Here is a 21,804-nt window from a genome sequence, read left to right as displayed (position 1 = left end):
TCACGCTGATGGTACTGCACTCGTGAGGGTGTGGGAGAGTAGGTTGCTGCCAACACTTTATAATTTGATGATGGTGGTGGTGGGTTGATCCTGGTTGGGTTGACCCACCACCACCCCTTTTTTATGCGCATTTTGAGTTTCTACGGTTTCCCGCATGTCAGTGCCAAGGGCGCCCGAGGTGCGCGCTGCATGGCGCACCCACTGATATACTGCGTTGGCAGATTTTGTTTCCTATGAAGGAAGTCCATCAACTATGAATGATCGGCCGCAGAGGTCACACGCATCCAACGGCAATCGAGGCTACAAGGGTAAGGGCAAGCCTCGCCGGAAGAATGGGGAGCGTGGATGGCAGGAATCGCGGGGGCACGCTGGTCGCAACCAAGGGGGTTACTCGCGCTCCCGGCGCTCGTCCTCTGACGAAACGCGTGGTGAGTACAGGAAAGATGGCCGACGCTACAGGGACAATCGCGAAGGCCGGGACTACCGGGAGCGTCGAGACTTCACTGATCGGCGCCACGGTGACTCCCCTCAGCGTGGCGGAGACGAGCGGCGCTCCCACAGGCAGGACAGGCCTCAAGGCCAGCGACAGCAGCGCCGCCATGTCGGTCGAGGCGGCCAGAATCGGAAGCAGAAGTCCTACCAGCCGCAGCGGAAGAACTTTCGCGAGGAGCGGACCCAACAGCACCTCAACGAGCCCGCTTTCCCCGCGGACGTGTCTGCGAAGGATCTCGATCCGCTCGTTCGCCAGGATCTGAGGGTTCTCTCCAAGGACAACGCCGATCGCGTTGCCAAGCACATGGTGGCGGCGGCGATGTTCATGGATGAGGACCCGGAACTCGCGCTTCGCCATGCCCGTGCCGCGAAGGACCGCGGTGGTCGTGTTGCCGTCACGCGTGAGACCTGCGGTATCGCAGCCTATCGTGCTGGACATTGGAAGGAAGCCTTATCGGAGCTCCGTGCCGCCCGCCGGATGTCGGGAGGGCCCGGACTCGTTGCTGTGATGGCGGATTGTGAGCGTGGGCTGGGTCGCCCCGCGAAGGCCATTGAGATGGCGGAGACGCCCGAGGCAGCTGAGCTTGATGCAGACTCCACCCTTGAGCTCGCCATCGTCGTCGCCGGTGGACGTCAAGACATGGGTGACTACCAGGCGGCGGTGACCATCCTCGAGCACCAGAATCCTAATGCTCCGCGCTCGGCCTTTGAAGCAACTCGAATCGCCTACGCCTACGCGGGGGCGCTCGAGTTGGTCGGTGACATCGAGAAGGCACGGACCTGGTTCCAGCGGGCGGTAGAACTGGACGAGGACGGCCTGACCGACGCGGAGCTGCGTCTCCATAACCTGCAACAGAAGGACTCAACAGCCGACGACGCAGCCGACAAGGAAGGCGAGAACTAATGGGCCTGCTACAGGACCACGATGCTCTGCTCCTCGACCTCGATGGGACTGTCTGGGAGGGCGGACGAGCCATACCCGGTGCCGTCGAGACCATTACGGAGAGCGGACTGCGGACCCTGTACATCACCAATAATGCGTCGCGGTCGCCGGCAGTCGTCGCCTCGATGCTCCGCGATATTGATCTCGACGCTCATGACTCGGACATCATCACCTCCGCGCAGGCGGCCATCTGGATGATGGAAGAGGAATGCGAACGCGGTGCGACGGTACTCGTGCTGGGTTCCGATTCGTTCAAGGACTTGGTTCGTGAGGCGGGGTATCGCGTCGTCGATACGGCGGAGGAGGATCCGGTAGCGGTGCTGCAGGGCCACTCCACCGAGACGGGGTGGCGGGAGCTCTCCGAGGCGGCGCTGGCGATTCGCGCGGGTGCCCGGTATTTTGCATCGAATCTTGATACCTCCTTGCCGATGGAGCGCGGGCTCATGGTGGGGAATGGGGCGATGGTCGCTGCTATTGAGTGCTCGACGGGAGTCTCGCCGCAGTCGGCCGGGAAGCCGCAGCCCACGATGTTCCTCCAAGGGGCCGAGCGGGCAGGAGCCAAGCGCCCGCTGGCGGTGGGCGACCGGCTGGATACGGATATCGAGGGTGGCGTGGCGGCCGAGATGGACGTCCTTCACGTCATGACGGGCGTATCGGGCCCCCAGGACCTGCTTCGTGCGCCAGCGACGCGCCGCCCTACCTTCCTGGCCAAGGATTTCACCGAAGCGTGGAATGACGCCGAGACCCTGCGCCCTGGCCCGCAGGGCGGGTTCCAGGCGGAGCGCTCGGGGGACACGATCACGCTGAGCGGCGGCGACGAGTCCTCGACGTTCATGCAGGCGGTGCGTACGGTGCTGGGCGCCGCGTGGGAGTCGGAGGACACTGCGGAGCTGAGCGTCGAGGCGCAGGGCGACGTGGCCCAGGCCGTGGTGAAAGAGTGGTGGTGAACCATGGCGGAGCCCACTCCGGCTCCTCGTCCCCGGGATCCGCGGCAGCCGCGGGTGAGTGCGGAGGACGTGGAGAGGACGTTTCGGGCGCTCCTCGCTGAGGAACCGCTCACCGATGAGCAACTACACCACGCCCACGACGTGCTCGTGGCGGCCTTGCAGGAAGGATGAGAAGGATGGGTGGACGTCGTCGGCTCGACGCGGAATTGGTGCGGCGGAAGATCGCTCGGTCCAGGGAGCAGGCGCGCACGATGATCCTCGAGGGGCGCGTGGAGGTCAATGGTTTCGCGGCGTCGAAGCCGGCGACGGTCGTCGATGAGGCGGCCTCACTCCGGGTGCTGAAGGCCGAAGAGGACCAGTGGGCCTCGCGCGGGGCGCACAAGCTCCTCGGCGCACTCGAGGCCTTTGAGCCCCGCGGCCTGAGCGTGAAGGGTCGACGCGTGCTCGATGCGGGGGCATCCACCGGCGGTTTCACCGATGTCGTGCTCCAACGGGGCGCCGCGGAGGTGGTTGCCGTGGACGTGGGCTACGGGCAGCTCGTGTGGCGTCTGCAGAACGATCCTCGCGTGACGGTGCTGGACAGGACCAATATTCGGCATCTCACCCCGGAAATGGCGGGCGGGCCGTGCGACCTCATGGTGGGCGATCTCTCCTTCATCTCGTTGAAGCTGACGCTGCCGGCCATCGCGGACTGCCTCAGTGAGGGGGCGGATCTGCTGCCCATGATCAAGCCGCAATTCGAGGTAGGAAAGGAGAGGCTCGGGCACGGCGGGGTGGTGCGCCAGCCGGCTCTCCGAGAAGAAGTCACCCTGGATATCGCGCGCTTTTCGCGGGAGCTGGGGCTCAGCACCCGGGGCGTGGTGGCCTCGCCGCTGCCGGGCCCGAGCGGCAACGTAGAGTACTTCTTGTGGCTCACTAAGGACGCAGGAGCCAGCTCTCCGACGGATGAGGAGCTGGAGCGCATGGTGTCCGCCGCTGTGAAGGAGGGACCGCAATGACGGAAGAGCGCAGAGTGCTCCTCGTCCCGCACGCGGGGAGAAAACCCAATGTCGAGGCCGCCGCTCGGGCGGCTGAGCTGCTGCAATCCGCGGGGATCGGGGTGCGGGTCGTGGAGCACCAGGACCCGACGCCGCTCGATGAGAACCCCATCCTCGCCGGGCTGGAGCGCTGCACGCATGAGCCTTCGGCAGCCGATGGCGTCGAGCTCGTCCTCGTGCTGGGCGGGGACGGGACCTTCCTCCGTGCGGCGGACCTCGCTCACCAGGCAGATCTTCCGGTCCTGGGGATCAACCTCGGGCACGTGGGGTTCCTCGCCGAGTGGGAGGCGGAGTCCCTCGACGAGGCCATCGACCGCGTGGTTCGCCGGGACTATCGCGTGGAGGAGCGCATGACCCTCGACGTCCTCGTCCGTGATACCAACCTGGAGACCATCGGGCGGGGCTGGGCGCTCAACGAGGTAAGCGTCGAGAACCATCACCGTTCTGGGGTTCTCGACGCCGTCCTGGAGATTGACTCGCGGCCGGTGAGCTCCTTCGGCTGCGATGGGGTGCTCATTTCCACGCCGACCGGGTCCACGGCCTATGCCTTCTCCGCTGGGGGGCCTGTGCTGTGGCCGGAGCTGGACGCGATCCTCGTGGTTCCCAACAATGCGCACGCCCTGTTTACGAAGCCGCTGGTAGTGAGCCCGCACTCGACGGTGGCGGTGGAGTCCGTGTCCCAGGCGTCCCCGGCCTCGGCGGTGATGGATGGCTTCCGCTCGATTGCGTTGCCGCCCGGTTCGCGGGTGGAAATCCGCCGGGGGCGGCGCCCGGTCAAGTGGGTGCGCCTCGACTCGAAGCCCTTCACGGACCGGCTCGTGACCAAGTTGCGGCTGCCCGTGGAAGGGTGGCGCGGACCGTGGGGGCGAGGGAGCCACGCAACACACTAGGCTGTAGACCATGCTTGCGGATATCGCGATGTGGAACCTCGGGGTGATCCCCGAGGCTTCGGCTGAATTTAGCCCCGGCCTCACCGTCCTCACGGGTGAGACGGGTGCGGGGAAAACGATGGTCGTCACGGCGCTTCGGCTGCTGACGGGTGGTCGCGCCGATGCCTCTCGCGTCCGATCGGGGGCCGATCGTGCGATTGTCGAGGGACATTTTCGGGTGGATGACCTGCCGGCGGATCACGCCGAGAGCGCTGTCCGCCTCGTAGACAGTGTGGGGGGAAGCGGCGATGAGGGGGAGTTCATCGTCTCCCGTCAGGTGAGCGCCCAGGGGCGGTCCCGGGCGCACCTCGGCGGACGAAGCGTTCCCGCCGCAACCCTCAAGGAGTTCAGCGCGGAGCTTCTCACCATCCACGGCCAGAATGACCAGCTCCGGCTCCTCGACGCTGAGCGGCAGCGCGAAGCGCTCGATCGCTGCGATCCGGCGATCGGCCCCGTGCTCGCCCGCTACCAGGATGCATGGCGCGAATGGAAGGCCCTGGACACAGAGCTCAAGGACAAGACGTCCAAGCGGCGGGAGATCGCCCAGGAGGTAGACCGGCTCCGCTTCGCGCTCAATGAGATTGACTCCATCGATCCCCAGCCGGGAGAGGACGAGGAGATCGTCGAGACCATTCGACGGCTCCAAGACGTCGATACCCTGCGGGAGGATGCGACCCAGGCGCTCACCGCGATCGACGGGGCAGAGGCCTTTGGTGACATGGACCCAGAGGATCGTGCGGCCAGTACGCTGCTCGGGCAGGCGGAGGCGGCGCTGGCCGCCAGCGAGGACCCGGCGCTGCGCGCCATGGGGGAGAAGCTCGCGGCGATCACCTCGGAGCTTGGAGATATCTCCGCGGAGTTGGGGAGCTTCCTCTCCGACCTGCCCGCTGACCCCTCCCAGCTCGAGGAGCTTCTCCAGCGCCAGCAGCAGCTCAAGACGCTCACCAGGAAGTATGCGGCGGATTGCGCGGGTGTGGTGGCCTGGCGGGAGAAGGCCGCGGCGAAGCTCGCGCACCTGGACGTCTCCCCCGAGGCGCTCGATGGCATCGCTAAGAAGCTCACCGCCGCGGAGAAGCGGATGCGCAGCGCCGGCCGGGAGCTTCATGCCGCGCGGCAGAAGGCCGCCCGCGCGCTGAGCGCGGCTGTCACGGAGGAACTGCACGGGCTCGCCATGCCGAAGGCGCGCCTCGAGGTGAAACTAAAGGAGACCGCGCCAGGTCCCCATGGCCTCGACGACGTCGAGCTGCTCCTCGCCCAGGCGCCCGGGGTTGAGCCCCAGCCGCTCTCCACCACGGCGTCGGGGGGTGAGCTCTCGCGGGTGATGCTCGCGCTGGAGGTCATCCTCTCGCAGGGTTCGAGCGGCGGGACGCTCGTCTTTGATGAGGTCGACGCGGGTGTCGGCGGGAAGGCTGCCGTGGAAATTGGCCGACGCCTCGCGCGGCTGGCCCTGCGGCATCAGGTGATCGTCGTGACGCATCTTCCGCAGGTCGCGGCCTATGCGGATGCCCATGTGCACGTGGCCAAGGAGGTCGCGGAGGATTCCGTCGTCTCGGGCGTCGAGGTCCTGGCGGAGGAGCGGCGAGTGGAGGAGCTGGCGCGCATGCTCGCCGGCCTCGAGGACACGGCGACGGGGCGCGCGCACGCCAAGGAGCTGCTCGAGAAGGCGCAGCGAGAAATTGCCCAGATGAAGGCCTAGGCGCCGGCGCGCCTCCCGCTGGGGAGGGGGCGCGGGGGGAAGAATAGTCGGCATGAGTCTGTTCTCCCGCTCTTCGGATCAACCCGGAACCCACGGCGTGCTGCGCGACTGCACTCCCCACGGCAAGGGCTTCCGGCGCCTTCACGACGGAGACATCGCGGTCATCGACAGCCCGGATCTCTCCCGCCGTGAAGCGCAGCGCCTCATCGACGCGAACCCGGCCGTCGTGGTGAATATTGCCAGCTACTCCACGGGAACTATCCCCAACTACGGGCCGCAGATGCTGCTGGACGCGGGGATGATCCTCGTGGAGGACGCCGGGGCGGAGATCCTTGATAGTTTCCGCGATGGCAAGAAGGGGCGCGTCGACGAGGACGGCGCCATCTTCGCGGGAGAGCGGCAGATCGGGGAGGGATCGATCGTTGATCGCGAGGCCGTGGAAGCGAGCTTCGTGGAGGCACAGCAGTCCCTCGTCGACCACATGGAGGCCTACTTCGGGAACACCATCCAGTTCATCCACTCGGAGTCTCCGCTGCTTATCGACGGCGTCGGGATTCCCGATACGGGTGCATCCATCGATGGGCGGGTGGCGCTGGTGGTCTCCCCGGACCCGAACCTCGTGGAAAAGCTGGCCCGCCTGAAGCCCTTCATCCGGGAGCAGCGTCCCGTCATCATCGGTGTGGCCGAGGCTGCCGATGTTCTCGCGGAGGCGGGGCTGGACATGGACCTCATCGTCGGGAACCCGTCGGATATCGGCGCGGATACGCTGCGCGGCGGCGCCCGCGTTGTCCTCCCGGCGGAGCCTGATGGTCACGCGGCTGGCCTCGAAAGGATCCAGGATCTTGGTATTGGCGCGATGACCTTCCCCGCCGCGACGGACTCGGCGACGGATCTGGCCATCCTGCTCGCCGACTTTCACGGCGCGGAGCTCATCGTTAACGTGGGCCCGGCGCTCGACCTCGACGCCGTGTTCAGCGACGCCGAGCAAGCCACCCCGGCCGCCCTTCTCACGCGGGCGAAGGCAGGCGCCAAGCTCGTCGACTCGGAAGCCGTGCTGCGCCTGTCCGCCTCCCGCTCGGGATCGGGTGGGGCGTGGGCGTGGGCCCTGCTGGGGATCCTCGTGGCGATCCTGGTCATCGTCCTCCTCGTGGGCTTGGGCGGCGACGGGGCTTTCGTCGAGAACCTCATCAACACGTGGAACACCATCGCACTGACAGTTCAAAGCTGGTTTAAGTAAGCCGGGAGGGACAGCACACTCATGGCAGGACACAATGGGCAGGGCCGCGGCGGATTTCTCATCGCGGGATTAGGCTTCGGCGTGGCGGCGGGCACCCTCCTGGGGGCGTTGGTCATTAGCCCCGCGACGGACGGGCTCGGTGGATCGGGTATCGATCAGCAGCAGCTTGACCAGGCCAATAGCCAGGCGGAGATCGCCCGGGCGCAGGCGGATAGCGCGGACAGCGTAGTCGCTGAGCTCGCCTCGGGCTCCGTGAAGGGGACCTTGGAGGACTCCTCGGTGCTCGTCATCCGCACCGCCGATGCCGACGACGAGGACGTCTCCGCGGTGAACTCCCTTCTCAAGGACGCGGGCGCACACACCACCGGCGAGCTGCGGCTTACCGAGCTGTTTAGCAGCAGCGACGGCGCGGACAGGCTGAAGTCGATCGTTGCGAACACGCTGCCGACGGGCGCCCAGCTCAACGAGAAAGACCTGGACCCCGGCACCCACGCGGGCGATGCCCTCGGCCCGGCGCTTCTCAACAAGCCGGGGACCAAGGACCCGGCCGCCTCGGAGAAGGATCGCACGCTCCTCCTCGAGGCACTCAAGGGCGAGGGCTTCATCAACTACGAGGACTCCCTCGAACCCGCGAACTCCGTCATCCTCATCACGGGGGATTCCGACGGCAGCGGGGACAAGAACTTCGATGCGGGGATGCTCGCGAACTTCTCCCGCTCCCTGGCAGTGCAGTCTGATGGTCTTGTCGTGGCGGGGCGCATCCACACGGCAGCGGATAGCGGTCTGCTCGGCCAGCTCCGCGGATCCAAGATCAAGGAGCTCTCGACGGTCGATTCCCTGGACCAGGATTGGGGCCGGCTGGGCGTCGTGCTCGCCGTCTCTGAGCTGCTGAAAGACCAGCACGGACACTATGGTGCGGCAGCCTCGGCCGAGGCAGTTGTGCCTCATCTGTCGAAGGACTGATATACTGAAGGCCCGTGGGTTGTGCCGGTGCGGAGCACTCCAAGAGTGTTCCCGGTGACCTGCGGATTCTTCGTTTCCGGGCACCCCACACTGTCCATGAACCCGAGAAACGCTTCAGGAGTCCGCTCGTGCCTCAGAAATCGCGTCCAACCAAGTATGTTTTCGTCACGGGAGGCGTCGTCTCCTCCCTGGGCAAGGGCTTGACGGCAGCGAGCCTCGGCCAGCTTCTCATTGCTCGAGGTCTGTCCGTCACCATGCAGAAGCTGGATCCCTACCTCAATGTGGACCCCGGCACGATGAACCCCTTCGAGCACGGTGAGGTGTTCGTCACCGATGATGGCGCGGAAACGGACCTGGACCTCGGACATTATGAGCGATTCCTTGATCGCAACCTGAGCTCGAACGCCAACGTCACCACCGGCAAGGTCTACTCGACGGTGATTGCCAAGGAGCGGCGCGGCGAGTTCCTGGGCAAGACCGTCCAGGTCATCCCGCACATTACGGATGAGATTAAGAACCGCGTCCTCGCGATGGGCGAGCCCGATGAGGAGGGCAACCGCCCGGACGTCGTGATTTCTGAGATCGGCGGCACGGTGGGTGACATCGAGTCCCTCCCCTTCCTCGAGGCGGTGCGCCAGATGCGCCATGCCGTCGGCCGGGAGAACATCTTCTTCATCCACTGCTCCCTCGTGCCCTACCTCGCCCCCTCCGGTGAGCTGAAGACCAAGCCGACCCAGCACTCCGTCGCTGAGCTCCGGGGCATCGGTATCGTCCCCGACGCCCTGGTGTTGCGCTGTGACCGGGAGGTGCCGGCGGCCCTGAAGGAGAAGATCGCGCTCATGTGCGATGTCGACACGGAGGGTGTCATCTCCTGCGCGGATTCGCCGTCCATCTACAACATTCCCGAGGTCCTCTACCGGGAGCACCTCGACACCTTCCTCATCCGCAAGCTCAACCTTCCCTTCCAGGACGTGGACTGGACTCAGTGGCAGGAGCTCCTCGACCGGGTGCACCACCCGAAGACGGAGATCACGGTGGGCATCGTCGGGAAGTACGTCGACCTGCCGGATGCCTACCTGTCCGTCGTGGAGGCGCTGCGCGCTGGTGGCTTTGCCCACTACGCGAAGGTCCACATTGAGTGGATCTCCGCGGACGAGTGCGCGAGCCCGGAGGGGGCCGCGAAGGCCCTCGCTGGCGTTGACGCCGCTGTGGTCCCGGGTGGCTTCGGCGTCCGGGGCATTGAGGGCAAGATCGGCGCGATCAAGCACGCCCGCGAGACCGGCCTGCCCTTGCTCGGCCTGTGCCTGGGTCTGCAGTGCATTGTCCTCGATGCGGCGCGTACCGCGGGGATCGACGACGCCACCTCCACGGAATTCGATCCCGAGACCGAGCACCCGGTCATCGCGACGATGGCCGAGCAGAAGGCCGCCGTGGCGGGGGAGGCCGACCTCGGCGGAACGATGCGCCTGGGTGCCTACCCGGCGAGCCTTCAGGAGGGATCCGTGGTGGCTGAACTCTACGGCACGACCTCGGTGAGCGAGCGCCACCGCCACCGCTATGAAGTGAATAACGCCTACCGTGACACCATCACGGAGGGCTCCGACCTGGTCTTTTCCGGAACCTCTCCCGATGGCACCCTGGTGGAGTTCGTCGAGTACCCGAAGGAGAAGCACCCGTACCTCGTCGGGACGCAGGCGCACCCGGAGTACACCTCGCGCCCGACGCGCCCCCACCCGCTCTTTGCCGGCCTCATTCGCGCGGCGCTGGAAAGGAAGGAGTCCTAAGACATGGCTGCAGGCCAGCACACGTTCACGGTTCATGATTCGGAGGTCCTCGTCGAGTCGCCGATTCTCGGGCTCCGCCGCGATGAGGTGGAGATGCCCGGTGGGAAGCGCAGCTACCGGGAGATCGTCGAGCACTTCGGGGCGGTGGCCATTGTGGCCCACCGGAAGAATGCGTCGACTGGGGCGAGTGAGATCGCCATGGTCAAGCAGTACCGTCACTGTGTGGGCCAGCGGCTGTGGGAGCTTCCGGCGGGAATCCTCGACGTTGCCCACGAGCCCGAGCTCACCTGTGCCCAGCGGGAGCTGGAGGAAGAGGCGGGGCTCGCTGCGGAGTCGTGGGGCGTGCTCGTGGACCTGGTGACGAGCCCCGGGTTCTGCGAGGAAGCCGTGCGCGTCTTTCTCGCCGAGGATCTCCGTGAGATTCCCCGCCCCGAGGCCACGGACGAGGAGGCCGATATGGCCTTCCGCTGGATGGGGCTCGACGAGGCCACGGCGATGATCTTCCGGGGCGAGGTGGTGAACTCCATCGCGATCGCCGGCATCCTCAGCGCCCGCGAGGTGCTCTCCGGCCGGGCCACGGCGCGGCCCGTGGACATCCCCTTCGAGTTCCGGCCCCGGCACCTTGCGGAACGCCGGATTGCTCAGGGCGTCGAGCCGGACATGAAGAGGATATGAGCGTCGATCCCCGCGGGCTCGCCACCCAGTGGATCAACCACCTCACGGTGGAGCGGGGGCTCTCCGCGAACACGCTGAGCAATTATCAACGCGATATCGAGCGCTATTGCGAGTGGCTGGAGGCATCCCAGATCACTGACCTTCGGGCCGTGAGCACGACGGATGTCGAGAACTATGTCGCAGAGCTGCGTCGGCGCGGGCTCGCGGCCTCTTCGGCGGGGAGGGCGCTCGTCGTGGCTCGGGGGCTTCATCGCTTTGGGGTGGCGGAGGGGCATCTCGACGTCGACGTCGCCCAGGATGTCCAGCCGCCGTCCACAGGCACCCACCTGCCGGACACGCTGACAATCGATGAGGTTGAGCATCTCATCGAAGCGATCCCCACCGGGGAAGAGGCGCGGGCGGAGGATCTCCGTGATCGGGCCCTCGTCGAGGTGCTCTATGGGACCGGCGCGCGCGTCTCGGAGGTCCTTCGGCTGTGCGTCGATGACCTCACGGACTGCGGCGGCATCCTCCGCTTCCTGGGCAAGGGATCGAAGGAGCGCATCGTGCCGATTGGCGGGAAGGCTCTCGAGGCCGTCGACGCCTACCTGGTGCGCGGGCGCCCGCAGCTGAGCAAGGGGAAGAGCCCTGCGCTGTTCCTCAACAAGCGAGGCGGGGCGCTGTCCCGTCAGAGCGCCTGGGCTGTGATCAAGCAGTGCGCGCAGAGGGCGGGCATCGAGGCCGAGATCTCTCCGCACACCCTGAGACACAGTTTTGCCACGCACCTCCTGGAGGGCGGGGCGGATGTGCGCGTGGTGCAGGAGTTGCTGGGGCACTCCTCCGTGACGACGACCCAGATCTACACCCACGTCAGCGCGGAGAACCTCCGCAGCGTGTGGACCATGGCTCACCCGCGGGCCCGATCGCGCGGATGATGGCCGAGCACGGTGGGGCTCATGTGTGATCCCCACCCGGGCATGTAGGCTAAAGTCACAGGGGTGAGACATCCCTCAGTGTCAAGGAAGAAGGGTTGACTGTGAGCGATTCGGGACTTTTTGACGCCCCCGACGTGGAATATGGGCTGACTGGGCGGCCCGTTCGTGAGCTGCCCGAACCCGCACCGTTGGAGAAGCACGGCCCCGCAACCGTTCTTGCCATGTGCAACCAGAAGGGCGGCGTGGGGAAGACCACGTCCACCATTAACCTGGGCGCCTGCCTCGCTGAACTCGGGCGGAAGGTCCTCATGGTGGACCTCGACCCGCAGGGGGCGCTCTCTGCCGGCCTGGGGGTCAAGCACCAGGACTTGGATGTCACGGTGTACAACCTCCTCATTGATCACACGACGACGATCCACGGCGTCCTCGTGCACACCGCTATCCCCGGCCTTGACCTCATTCCGGCGAACATTGATCTCTCGGCTGCAGAGATCCAGCTGGTCAACGAGGTGGGGCGGGAGCAGACCCTGGCCCGGGCGCTGCGTCCGGTCATGCGCGATTATGACTACATCATCGTGGACTGCCAGCCCTCCCTTGGCCTGCTCACCGTCAATGCCTTGGCCTGCGCCCACGGGGTGATCATTCCGATGGAGTGCGAGTTCTTCTCGCTGCGCGGCCTGGCACTCCTCACGGACACGGTGGAAAAGGTGCGGGATCGGCTGAACTTTGACCTGGAGATCGTCGGCATTCTCGTGACGATGTTCGACCGCCGGACCAGCCACGCCCGGGAGGTCATGAGCCGGGTGATGGAAGTCTTCGACGACAAGGTCTTCGACACCGTCATCACGCGGACGGTGCGATTCCCCGAGACCTCGGTGGCCGGGGAACCCATCATCACCTGGGCCCCGAAGTCTCAGGGAGCTGAGCAGTACCGCAACCTCGCCCGCGAGGTGATCGAGCGGACCACCCGATAGCTGGTCCCATGGCATCTCGCCCGCACCCCGCGGAGGGGGAGGCCGTCCAGCCGGAGCTCACCGGCTTCCGCGTCGCGCTGCACAACTTCGAGGGGCCCTTTGACCTGCTGCTCCAGCTCATCCACGCCCAGCGGATGGACGTGACGGAGGTCGCGCTCGCGCAGGTGACAGATGAGTTCGTGGCCTATACCCGAAGCCTCGGGCCGGAGGCTGACCTGGATGAGACCACGCAGTTCCTCCTCGTCGCGGCGACGTTGCTCGATCTCAAGGCTGCCCGGCTCCTTCCACACGGTGATGTGGATGATGAGGAGGATCTGGAGCTGCTATCCGCGAGGGATCTCCTCTTCGCCCGGCTTTTGCAGTACCGCGCGTACAGCAGGGTCGCCGATCAATTCCGGGAGTGGCAGCGCGATGCCCGCCGTCGATACCCGCGGGCGGTGGCACCCGAAGAGCGCTTCCTCTCCCTCCTCCCGCCCGTGGCGCTGCAGCACACCCCCGAGAGTTTTGCGCAGCTCGCCGCGAGCGTCTTTAGGCCTGCTCCGCCCGAGGAGGTGCAAACCAGTCACGTCCACCAGGTGCCGGTGAGTGTTCCGGCGCAGGCACGCAAGATCCTCGACATCCTCAAGCTGCTTGGAGCCCGGGAATGGACGAGCTTCGGGGCGCTCACCCGGGAATGCAGCGTCTCGATGGAGATCGTGGGCCGCTTCCTGGCTCTGCTGGAGCTCTACAAGGCTAAGGCCGTCGACACCGAGCAGGAGGAGGCGCTCGGGGAACTGCGCATTCAGTGGACGGGCCTGGATGTGGACCCGTCCGTCGTCGCCTCCTCCAACTGGGATTAGGCGGCCAGGGCTTTAGGGCCGCGCCTGGAGGATGGAGAGGGTGGTCTCGTCCAGATCCTCATTGGAATAAATGCGGACGAGGGGCTCGGAGGGATCGTCCTCGGTGCGGACGCGGCGGCCCTCCCACACCGCGTGGAGCCCGAGCTTTTCGAGGACGCGGATGGACACGGGGTGGTTGACGGTGACGCGGGCGCTCACGGGGAGGGAGGTCTCGCAGCGGGAGGCCTCGAGGAGGGCGCGCTCGGCGACCTCGGTGGCGTAGCCGTGGCCCCACTTCTCGGGCCGGAGGCGGAACTTGAGGTCCCAGACGCGGTTGGCCACGCCCTCCAGCCCTCCGACGCCGATGAATTCCGTGGGCTGGTCGCGGAGGTAGACGGCCCAGGGGCCCAGACCGTACTGGGCCCAGCACTGCTGGGCGTGGTCAATGAGCGCGAGCGTCTCCCTCGCTGACTCGTGGCGGGCCTGGGGGCGATGCTCCCAGATGCGGGGATCGCCATACACCTTGAAGGCCTCCTCGGTATGCGTGACATCGAGGGGGAGAAGAAGCAGTCTGTCGGTGCGTGTAATGATACTCATGTCACAGTAGTGTAGGTCACAGTGTCTGCGCGGGGTGAGAGGGGTAGTCCGAGGTGCCCCCGGCGTCGCCGATAGAATGCGCCCTGTGCATATCTCCTCCGATCAGCTCCCGCTCGTCTCGCCGCTGCGCTCCCGGCTGGAGTCGATCCTCCTCGTCATCGACGCGCCTGCGAGCGTCGACACCTTGGCCTCCGCGGTGGAGAGCAGCCCCGAGGAGGTCCTGCGCGAGCTCACCACCGTGGCCGAGGAGTTCGACGCGCGGGGAAGCGGCATCGACCTGCGCGAGACCGAGGAGGGCTGGCGCTTCTACACCCGCCCTGCCAATGCAGAGGCCGTCGAGCAATTCCTTCTCGACGGCGCGAGGACGACGCTTTCCCGGGCGGCTATGGAAACCCTTGCGGTGGTGGCCTATCGCCAGCCGGTGACCCGGGGGCAGGTCTCGGCGGTGCGTGGCGTCAATGTCGACGGCGTCATGCGGACCCTCCAGCTGCGGGGGCTCATCAAGGAGGTGGACACACCGGATTCGGGCGTCGCCCATCACTACGCCACCACGGAGCTTTTCCTTGAGCTGCTGGGGCTGGACTCCCTCGATCAGCTTCCCGAGCTAGCACCCCTGCTGCCCGACGTGGATAGCATCGAGGACGCCGCGATGGGGTAGAATACCTGCACCGTAGAGAACAATCGAACACCGAACAGAGAGGCACGAGACCGTGACCCCACCCGCTCGCCGAGATGGTACACCGGACAGAAAACACGAGGACACGCCCCAGAAGGGCTTCCGCTCCCGCTCCCAGCGGAGGAAGGGGGGAGCGCGGCAGGCCCCCCAGGAGAAGAACTACGTGCAGGGGGTGACCGCCGATCAGCGGAACATGCCGCTCATCTCCCACGCCAAGCCAGCCCGTCGCCAGCACGTCGATGAGGCTGAGGTCCGCCGACGCCAGGCCGCAGCCCAGGGGCAGGAGAGCGACGGCATCCGCCTGCAGAAGGTCCTTGCCCGGGCCGGTGTGGCCTCTCGCCGCAACTCCGAGATCCTCATTGAGGAGGGGCGCGTCGAGGTCAATGGGAAGATTGTCGAGCGGCAGGGGATGCGCGTCAACCCGGCCGTGGACATCATTCGGGTCGACGGCGTACGCGTGAATGTCAACGAGGATCTCGAGTACTGGATCCTCAATAAGCCGCGCGGCCTCCACAGCACCATGCAGGATGAGCTGGGCCGTCCCTGCGTGGGCGATCTCATCAGCGAGAAGGTGAGCTCGGGGCAGCGGCTCTTCCACGTGGGCCGGCTGGACGCGGACACCGAGGGGCTCCTGCTCCTCACCAATGATGGGGAGCTGGCCAATCGGCTCATGCATCCGAAGTACGGCATCACGAAGACTTACCTCGCTACCGTTCTGGGTGAGGCGGATAAGGACGTCGTGCGGGCGCTGCGCCGCGGCGTCGAGCTCGAGGATGGCCTCGCGAAGGCTGACTACGCGCAGATCGTGGACACCTACAATGGCCAGTCGCTCATCCGCGTCGAGCTGCACGAGGGCCGCAAGCACATCGTCCGCCGCATGCTCAAGGAGCTGGGCTACCCCGTGCAGCGCCTCGTGCGGACGAAGATCCACACGGTGCAGCTGGGCGAGCAGAAGCCCGGCCACCTTCGTGCCCTGAACTCTTCCGAGCTGACCAGCCTCTACAAGGCGGTGGAAATGTGAGTGAGACGATGACAGACCTCTCGAATCGCCCCGACGGTGGGCTCATTCTCGCGGTGGATGGCCCCTCGGGCACCGGCAAATCCACGATGTGTCGCGCCGTCGCGAAGACCCTGGGTGCCGCGTACATCGACACCGGGGCCATGTACCGCGTGGCCGCCCTCGCGGTTCTGCGCGCTGGCATCGATCCGCAGGACACGCAGGCGGTCATCGAAGCAACCCGCGATCTCCCCCTGGGAATTAATGATGATCCCGATTCCACGAACGTCCTCCTCGACGGCGAGGACGTCTCCGCCGAGATCCGCGGCCCAGAGGTCACGCAGATCGTCTCGGCTGTGTCTGCCATCCCGGAGGTGCGCGAGAACCTCGTCGCCCTTCAGCGCTCGATGGCGGAGCGGGCCGGGCGCGCGGTGATGGAGGGCCGGGACATCGGCACGGTCGTTCTCGCGGACGCCCCGGCGAAGGCCTTCCTCACGGCAGACGCGGAGGTGAGGGCGAAGCGCCGCTTCGATCAGGACCAGGCCGCCGGCCGCGAGGTGGACTTCGAGACCGTCCTCGCCAACGTCGAGCGCCGCGATCGCCTGGATTCCGAGCGCGCAACCTCCCCGCTGCGCCCGGCCGAGGACGCCATCATCATTGACACCTCGGATATGAGCCCGGAGGAGGTCCACGATGCGCTCCTCGGCGTGGTCGAGGAGTCCTGCGGCGAATGGGACGAGGAGCTCGAGGATTTCGACGAGGAGGAGCGCTGGGAGGAGCTCGAGGAGGAGTATGGCCTCGGGCGCCCCGACGTCGTCGAGGAAGCACTCTGCACGGTGGCGATCGTGGGCCGGCCGAACGTCGGCAAGTCCACGCTAGTGAACCGCTTCATCGGGCGCCGGGAAGCCGTCGTCGAGGATCACCCGGGCGTGACCCGCGACCGCATCTCCTACCTGGCGGACTGGAACGGCCAGCGCTTCTGGGTGCAGGATACGGGCGGCTGGGACCCGAATGTGAAGGGGATCCACGCCTCGATTGCCCGCCAGGCCGAGGCCGCGATGGCCACCGCGGACGTCATCGTCATGGTGGTGGACACCAAGGTGGGCATCACCGCCACGGATGAGGTCATGGCCCGACGCCTCCAGCGCAGCGAAGTCCCGGTACTCCTCGTGGCGAACAAGTGCGATTCTGACATGCAGCTCGCCGACATGGCCGAGTTCTATGCCCTGGGCCTCGGGGACCCGTTCCCCGTCTCCGCGCAGCACGGCCGCGGCGGCGCCGACGTGCTCGACGCCGTGCACGCCGCCTTCCCGGAGGAGCCGCGCAGCGCCTCCATCACGGAGGGGCCCCGGCGCGTGGCGTTGGTCGGCAAGCCGAACGTGGGCAAGTCCTCCCTGCTCAACAAGATCACCGGTGAGGAGCGCTCGGTGGTGGACTCCGTGGCCGGCACCACGGTGGATCCCGTCGACTCCCTCGTGCAACTGGATACTCACCTGTGGCGCTTCGTCGACACTGCGGGGCTTCGCCGCAAGGTGAAGAATGCCTCAGGACACGAGTTCTATGCCTCCATCCGGACGCAGAACGCGATCGACGCCGCCGAGGTGTGCATCATGCTCATCGACGCCTCCGAGCCGGTCTCCGAGCAGGACCAGCGGGTCCTCCGGATGATCATGGAGTCCGGCCGGGCGCTCGTGCTGGCCTTCAACAAGTGGGACCTCATGGATGAGGATCGACGCTGGGAGCTCGATCGCGATATCGACCAGCAGCTGGCCCACATCCCCTGGGTGCGGAAGATCAACATCTCTGCGAAGACCGGCCGCGCTCTGCAGAAGCTCGAACCCGCGATGATCGAGGCACTCGAGAGCTGGGACCAGCGCATCAGCACCGGGAAGCTCAACAACTGGGTGCGGGAGGTCATCGCGCAGAATCCGCCACCCATGCAGGGCGGGCGTCTGCCGAAGGTGCTCTTCGCGACGCAGGCCTCCACCCGGCCCCCGGTGATCGTCCTCTTCACCACGGGCTTCCTCGACGCCGGCTATCGCCGCTACCTCGAGCGCAAGCTCCGCGAGTCCTTCGGCTTCGAAGGCAGCCCGGTGCGCATCGCGGTGCGCGTGCGCGAGCGCCGCAAGCGCTCCTAAGACCGGGCAGGGCCGACGGGATCGGCAGGACCGGCGGTGCCGCCGAAACTCCCGCCCCGGATCATTCCGCCCGCTCGACGAGGAATGCGTCGAGGCGATAGGGCAGGGTGATCCGGGAGTCTTCCTCGAATCCGAGGTGTTCGAAGAGATACCAGTTGAGGTTGTCCGTCACGCGCTGGCGGATGTGCTCGGGGCTGCGGAGCCAGTACGAGCGGGTGTGCGTGAGCGCGTGAAGATCGGCGGGGCTCATCTCAGTGGACCACCGCGTGCGGAGGGTTCGACGGACCTCGAAAGGCTCAACCAGTTCGGGGAGGAATCCCTCCCGCTGGATGTCCCCGCTGTGCATGATGCGCGCGAGGCGAAGCACCCACGGCTCGGACACATCGATGGTGTTCCAGGCCAGGAGCAGCTGCCCGCCGGGGGCCAGCACCCGATCCGCCTCCTGACAGGCGCGGGCCGTGTCCACCCAGTGCCAGGTTTGGGCACAGGTGAGGACGTCGAGGGAGGAGTCGGGCAGGGGGATGTGCTCCGCAACCCCGCGCCACAGCGGAATTTCGGGGTGCAGGACCCGGCACACCCGAAGCATGTCGGTGCTGGGGTCGGAGGCGCTGAGGTGGGCGTCGGAACCCTCCCAGAGGGAGAGGAATTTCCCGGTGCCACAGCCGAGGTCATGGACGCGAAGCCCCGCGTGCGGCCGCCCCAGCAATTCCCGCGTGCGGGGCAGATACGCTGGGCGAATGCGATCATAGGCGGTGGCTTCCTCGACGAAGGCGCCGGCGCTGAGATGGCGGTGCGCGGCGTTTTTGAAACGGGGAGCATCTCTCTGGGATCGCGGTCTCAACACCCCTTGATGGTATCGCTAGAATGCAGGGGGTTGGTGTCGGCCCGTTGTCAGGGAAAGGTTGGGATAACGCCGGATGGCAGGAGAGAAGAAGCGGCTATCGCGGGTGGTGGCCCTCTTGGGCGGAATCGTCATCGGGCTCGCGGTCGTGATGATCGCTCTCTACTATGACACCGGTAATCACTCAGAGCAGTCGGGCTCCGGCGACCTCCACGCCACCGCTCCCGCGACGCGGACGGCGACGACCTCCATCGTCTCCCCCGAGGGCACCCCGGCCTTCAAGAGCCCCGGCGCGGGGGAGTCCGCGACGATCCAGCTCGCCTCCGCCGGGCGCACCCGCCAATTCATCCTCTCCGTTCCCCGAAACTTCTACCCGGGGCGCCGCATCCCCGTCATCTTCGCCTTCCACGGCTACGGGGAGAACGCCGCGCTCATGGAGACCTACACTCACCTCGACGACGCCCAGGCGCTCATCGTCTATCCCGATGGCATCCGCCAGTCCTGGGAAGGGGCGCCCTACTCGGTGACCAACAAGGGCAAGGACCGGCAGTTCGTGCACGATATCCTTGCTGCGCTGAAGACGGTCTACCCCGTGGACACCGAACGGGTCTTCGCGGCGGGGTTCTCCAACGGCGGGGGATTCGCCGCCATGATTGGCTGCCAGATGCCTGACCTCTTCGCCGGGGTGGCGCTGGTGTCCGCCGCCTACTATCCCGCCGTGCACGAGAACTGTTCCGGGGAGCCGGTGGCCCTTCTGGACATTCATGGCACCGAGGATCCCGTCGTGAAATACGATGGCGGGACGCGGCACGGCACCCGCTATGACTCCGTGCCGGCGGTTCTGGAGAAGGCCTCGCGGCGCAATCACTGCGTGGGAGGGTCTCAGTTCTATCGGATTAACCGCAGTGCCGTGCGCCAGGATTGGTATGGCTGCGAGCTTCCGCTCAGCCACATTCGCGTGGGTGAGGGGGTGCACGCGTGGCCGGGTGCCCCCAACGACAAGCGTGAGCACGTGCCCAAGAATATGGCGACCGACGAGATCCTGCGCTTCTTCGGCATCGCGAAGGTGCCAGCCCGCTAGGGGGAGAGACAGCCCTCTCCGGGCCACCCGCTACACTGTCGGAGTATGGTAGCTCACATTCTTTCGACCAATTGTGCCGTCCCCCAGCCAGACCCGGGCGGGGCCGATCGGGTTAGTGGTATTGAGAAGAAGCCCGTCGAGTTTCTGGAGATTTCCGCCCCGGGGCCCCACTACGGGGACGGATCGGGGGTGAAGGGGGATGTCATTGGAGACACCAAGCACCACGGCGGCGCGGATAAGGCGGTATACGCCTTTGAGTCGGAGGAACTGGCCTATTGGGAGGAGCGGCTGGGGCGCCCCTGCCCACCTGGCTCTTTCGGGGAGAACCTCACGCTCTCGGGGATCGACGCCTCGACGCTGGTCATCAACCAGGAGCTGGAGTGCGGCAGCACACGCCTCCAGGTGTCCGTGCCGCGGACACCGTGCCGGACCTTCGCCGGATGGATGGGGGTTCCCGGATGGTTGGCCCTATTTACCGAGCACGGGAGGGCTGGCAGCTATTTTCGGGTCCTGCGGCCCGGCGTCATCCGGCCGGGAGATCAGCTAATTCTCGGGGACGCTCCCTCACACGGCATCACCATGGGGATGGCCTTCCGGGCGAAGATGGGGGATCGTGAGTGCGCGCGGGCGGTCGTCGAGGCCAACTGCCTGCCGACCCTCCACCATGAGCAGCTGCAGCGGCGGCTGTGACAGAGCAGGGGCCTGAGGCCACGCCACCCGTGTGGAAGAGAAATAACCCGCCACATATGTGGCGGGGACTGGTCGGACTGACAGGATTTGAACCTGCGACCCCTACACCCCCAGTGTAGTGCGCTACCAAACTGCGCCACAGTCCGCCGCTGCTTCGTGAAGCAACTCCCATAGGTTACAACTGTGTGAGTCGCTTCGTCCAATCAGCAGGTCAGAGCGGTGTTTTTCGCTTTAGGCGTGACGGTCATCCACGCTGAGCTCCATCTCGGGGATACTCGCGATGAGCTCGCGCCGCGTGGCCTCGTCGATGTCCCCGGAGATCTCGATGCTGCGCTCAAATCCGCCGTCCTCCCGGGGATGCACCCGGACGGAGACTGCGTCCAGGCGGATCTTCTTCTTCCTCGCGAGGGCGCGGATCGCCTGGGATCCGTGGGCGGCCAGGGCTCCCGCCACGAGGTCGGACACCGAGTGCCCGAGGTTCTTCCCGCCGTCGGACTTGCTGCGGTCAGTGAGCAGGTTGCCGTGGCGCGTGCGCACGACATCGGCGAACTTGGTGCCCGTCGCCGACGTCGCCACGGCGCCGGCCTCCAGGGGCTCGGGCTGGTACTCGGGCTTGAGGTAGGGTGCCACCCAGGATCCGATGAGCTGTGCCGCCCGCTGCGCGCTGCCCTGGCGGGTGCACAGGTGATCCGCGCGGTCAAGGCTCACGAGGGACTTCGGGTACCGGGTGATGCGGAAGATGTTCTGCGCGTTGTCGATGCCCACCGTCTGGTCCGTCGGGGAGTGGAGGAGGAGCAGCGGCTTGCGCAGGCGGGGGAGATAGGACTCGACGCTCACCTCGGCGAGGTCCTCCAGGAACTCCCGGGAGATCACGATGTCTCGTCCGCCCAGGACGACGGTCACCGAGCCTTCGTCGTCCACCTCCTTGATGCGGTCAGCGAAGTGGAGGACAGCGTGCGCGGGGTCGAAAGGCGCGCCGATCGTCGCCACCGCGGAGAGCGCCTTGAGCTCAGTGGCTGCCCGCAGGGAGGCCGCACCGCCGAGGGAGTGCCCGATGAGCAGCTGGGGGGTGCCGTAGTTCTCGCTCATCCAGCGGTGGGCGGCCTTGATGTCCTCGACGTTTGAGCTAAATGAGGTACTCCCAAAATCGCCCTCCGACTGCCCCAACCCCGGGAAGTCAAAACGCAGGGAGGCGATCCCGAAATTCGTGAGCTCCCGGCACACGCGGCTCGCCGCAGGGGTGTGCCGCGAACCCGTGAAGCAATGCGCAAACATCGCCCAGGCGATGGGCTTGTCATCGGGGAAATCAATGGTGCCGGCCATCGACAGCCCTTCAGAGGACGGGACGGACACATTCACGGAATGCACGGGTTCC

21 protein-coding genes and 1 tRNA gene are annotated in these 21,804 nt (G+C 66.4%); 18 read left to right on the top strand and 4 right to left on the bottom strand.

The annotated features are described in order from the left end of the window. Nucleotides 1-253 precede the first annotated feature (253 nt). The 13 genes from L1O03_RS11660 (at nt 254) to L1O03_RS05855 (ending at nt 13,430) form a co-directional block, all read left to right on the top strand. Complete coding sequence (locus L1O03_RS11660) at nt 254-1,396, top strand: tetratricopeptide repeat protein (protein ID WP_420830298.1); 1,143 nt, start codon at nt 254-256, stop codon at nt 1,394-1,396. After that, entirely contained in the window at nt 1,396-2,382 is a 987-nt protein-coding gene (locus L1O03_RS05910) for an HAD-IIA family hydrolase (protein ID WP_236118494.1), read from the top strand. The genes L1O03_RS11660 and L1O03_RS05910 overlap by 1 nt, the downstream gene beginning before the upstream one ends. 3 nt (nt 2,383-2,385) lie before the next feature. Beyond that, nucleotides 2,386-2,553 carry a hypothetical protein gene (locus tag L1O03_RS05905; RefSeq protein ID WP_236118493.1) on the top strand — a complete coding sequence of 56 codons (168 nt, stop codon included), beginning with the start codon at nt 2,386-2,388 and terminating at the stop codon, nt 2,551-2,553. Between the two features lie 5 nt (nt 2,554-2,558). Continuing rightward, nucleotides 2,559-3,380 (top strand): TlyA family RNA methyltransferase, encoded by an 822-nt coding sequence (locus L1O03_RS05900; RefSeq protein ID WP_236118492.1) that lies wholly within the window; start codon nt 2,559-2,561, stop codon nt 3,378-3,380. Continuing rightward, nucleotides 3,377-4,309, top strand: coding sequence for an NAD kinase (locus L1O03_RS05895; protein ID WP_236118491.1), 933 nt, complete (start codon nt 3,377-3,379; stop codon nt 4,307-4,309). Before L1O03_RS05900 ends, L1O03_RS05895 begins: the two co-directional genes overlap by 4 nt. 10 nt (nt 4,310-4,319) lie before the next feature. Next, entirely contained in the window at nt 4,320-6,044 is a 1,725-nt protein-coding gene (gene recN / locus L1O03_RS05890) for a DNA repair protein RecN (RefSeq protein ID WP_236118490.1), read from the top strand. A 52-nt stretch (nt 6,045-6,096) separates the two neighbouring features. Next, nucleotides 6,097-7,281: a putative cytokinetic ring protein SteA gene (gene steA / locus L1O03_RS05885; RefSeq protein ID WP_268913973.1), complete on the top strand. Its 1,185-nt coding sequence runs from the start codon at nt 6,097-6,099 to the stop codon at nt 7,279-7,281. 21 nt (nt 7,282-7,302) lie between these two features. Next, entirely contained in the window at nt 7,303-8,244 is a 942-nt protein-coding gene (locus tag L1O03_RS05880) for a copper transporter (RefSeq protein ID WP_236118489.1), read from the top strand. A gap of 128 nt (nt 8,245-8,372) precedes the next feature. Continuing rightward, the gene (locus L1O03_RS05875) at nt 8,373-10,028 is read left to right on the top strand and encodes a CTP synthase (protein WP_236118488.1); all 1,656 of its coding nucleotides are present in this window, start codon (nt 8,373-8,375) and stop codon (nt 10,026-10,028) included. Between the two features lie 3 nt (nt 10,029-10,031). Further along, the gene (locus L1O03_RS05870) at nt 10,032-10,703 is read left to right on the top strand and encodes an NUDIX domain-containing protein (protein WP_236118487.1); all 672 of its coding nucleotides are present in this window, start codon (nt 10,032-10,034) and stop codon (nt 10,701-10,703) included. Further along, nucleotides 10,700-11,617, top strand: coding sequence for a site-specific tyrosine recombinase XerD (gene xerD / locus L1O03_RS05865; protein WP_236118486.1), 918 nt, complete (start codon nt 10,700-10,702; stop codon nt 11,615-11,617). Before L1O03_RS05870 ends, xerD begins: the two co-directional genes overlap by 4 nt. 101 nt (nt 11,618-11,718) lie before the next feature. Next, nucleotides 11,719-12,591, top strand: coding sequence for a ParA family protein (locus L1O03_RS05860; RefSeq protein WP_236118485.1), 873 nt, complete (start codon nt 11,719-11,721; stop codon nt 12,589-12,591). Between the two features lie 8 nt (nt 12,592-12,599). Further along, entirely contained in the window at nt 12,600-13,430 is an 831-nt protein-coding gene (locus tag L1O03_RS05855) for a segregation and condensation protein A (RefSeq protein ID WP_236118484.1), read from the top strand. A 12-nt stretch (nt 13,431-13,442) separates the two neighbouring features. On the opposite strand, the gene L1O03_RS05850 is transcribed toward L1O03_RS05855, so the two are convergent. Then, nucleotides 13,443-14,006, bottom strand: a complete 564-nt coding sequence (locus L1O03_RS05850) for a GNAT family N-acetyltransferase (RefSeq protein WP_236118483.1) — start codon at nt 14,004-14,006, stop codon at nt 13,443-13,445. A gap of 85 nt (nt 14,007-14,091) precedes the next feature. Here L1O03_RS05850 and scpB point away from each other — a divergent pair, with 85 nt between their 5' ends. From scpB to der, 3 genes are all read left to right on the top strand, one after another. Beyond that, nucleotides 14,092-14,664: an SMC-Scp complex subunit ScpB gene (gene scpB, locus L1O03_RS05845; RefSeq protein ID WP_236118482.1), complete on the top strand. Its 573-nt coding sequence runs from the start codon at nt 14,092-14,094 to the stop codon at nt 14,662-14,664. Nucleotides 14,665-14,845: 181 nt separating this feature from the next. Next, entirely contained in the window at nt 14,846-15,703 is an 858-nt protein-coding gene (locus tag L1O03_RS05840; protein ID WP_420830306.1) for a pseudouridine synthase, read from the top strand. Between the two features lie 8 nt (nt 15,704-15,711). Then, nucleotides 15,712-17,817, top strand: coding sequence for a bifunctional cytidylate kinase/GTPase Der (gene der, locus L1O03_RS05835; protein ID WP_268914099.1), 2,106 nt, complete (start codon nt 15,712-15,714; stop codon nt 17,815-17,817). Nucleotides 17,818-17,878: 61 nt separating this feature from the next. On the opposite strand, the gene L1O03_RS05830 is transcribed toward der, so the two are convergent. Next, on the bottom strand, nt 17,879-18,661 hold the full coding sequence (locus tag L1O03_RS05830; RefSeq protein ID WP_338026130.1) for a class I SAM-dependent methyltransferase: 783 nt from the start codon (nt 18,659-18,661) through the stop codon (nt 17,879-17,881). A gap of 73 nt (nt 18,662-18,734) precedes the next feature. Between L1O03_RS05830 and L1O03_RS05825 the strand changes: the two genes are divergently transcribed. Together L1O03_RS05825 and L1O03_RS05820 are read left to right on the top strand one after the other, a co-directional pair. Further along, entirely contained in the window at nt 18,735-19,739 is a 1,005-nt protein-coding gene (locus L1O03_RS05825) for a CE1 family esterase (RefSeq protein ID WP_236118480.1), read from the top strand. A 45-nt stretch (nt 19,740-19,784) separates the two neighbouring features. Continuing rightward, nucleotides 19,785-20,429, top strand: coding sequence for an MOSC domain-containing protein (locus L1O03_RS05820; protein ID WP_236118479.1), 645 nt, complete (start codon nt 19,785-19,787; stop codon nt 20,427-20,429). 69 nt (nt 20,430-20,498) lie between these two features. Here the strand turns inward: L1O03_RS05820 and L1O03_RS05815 are convergent. Both L1O03_RS05815 and L1O03_RS05810 read right to left on the bottom strand, forming a co-directional pair. After that, nucleotides 20,499-20,575 (bottom strand) — tRNA-Pro (locus L1O03_RS05815). Nucleotides 20,576-20,660: 85 nt separating this feature from the next. Continuing rightward, a complete protein-coding gene (locus L1O03_RS05810) occupies nt 20,661-21,797 on the bottom strand; it encodes a bifunctional alpha/beta hydrolase/OsmC family protein (RefSeq protein ID WP_236118478.1) in 1,137 nt (378 codons plus the stop codon). Nucleotides 21,798-21,804 lie beyond the last annotated feature (7 nt).

This window comes from Corynebacterium uropygiale, assembly GCF_021568315.1.
Lineage (GTDB): Bacteria > Actinomycetota > Actinomycetes > Mycobacteriales > Mycobacteriaceae > Corynebacterium > Corynebacterium uropygiale.
This window is presented reverse-complemented; position numbering and strand designations above follow the sequence as displayed.